Annotated in this window: 1 protein-coding gene; it reads left to right on the forward strand. The window is 57.5% G+C overall.

The window, feature by feature from the left end; genetic code table 11:
- Window positions 1-69: 69 nt before the first annotated feature.
- Window positions 70-558 (forward strand): DUF4158 domain-containing protein (locus tag KP705_RS16485; RefSeq protein WP_215765032.1); only part of this gene is annotated, 489 nt, incomplete at its 3' end.

Raw genomic sequence — 558 nt, forward strand, 5'->3', positions numbered from 1 at the left:
CGTGTTGCACTTGTCCGGGACAGTCCGTCCAACGATCCCCTTCCGGACACATGAAGGAGACATCCGATCATGGCGCGGCGCCGTCTTCTGACCCGTGAAGCTCTCGCCCGACATTACGAGCCTTCTGTCGATGATCGCGAGATCACGAGACATTTTACACTCAGCCAGGATGACTTCGATCTGATCGCAACCCGCCGCGGAGAAACCTCCCGATTGGGTTTCACGATGGTCATGCTCTACATGCGCTGGCCGGGACGGGTGCTGGAATCTGGTGAAACACCACCGGCTCCCATTCTGTCATTTGTTGCGCGGCAGCTCGACCTGTCCCCTGGGCTCTGGTCCCATTACGGACGTCGTGACGAAACCCGTCGATCCCATCTGGCCCACCTGATGAAGCGTTATGGCTACCGAACCTTCGATCGGTCGGCATTTCATGACATGACCGGTTTCGCGATGCCAATTGCACATCATGTGACCCAGCCATCCCGCATGGCTGCGATCCTGATTGACGAGATGCGTCGCCGAAGCATTCTCCTGCCGTCGGTCAATGTCATTGAA

Origin of the sequence: Gluconobacter sp. P1D12_c (assembly GCF_018812105.1) — a bacterium.
Classification (GTDB): domain Bacteria; phylum Pseudomonadota; class Alphaproteobacteria; order Acetobacterales; family Acetobacteraceae; genus Gluconobacter; species Gluconobacter oxydans_A.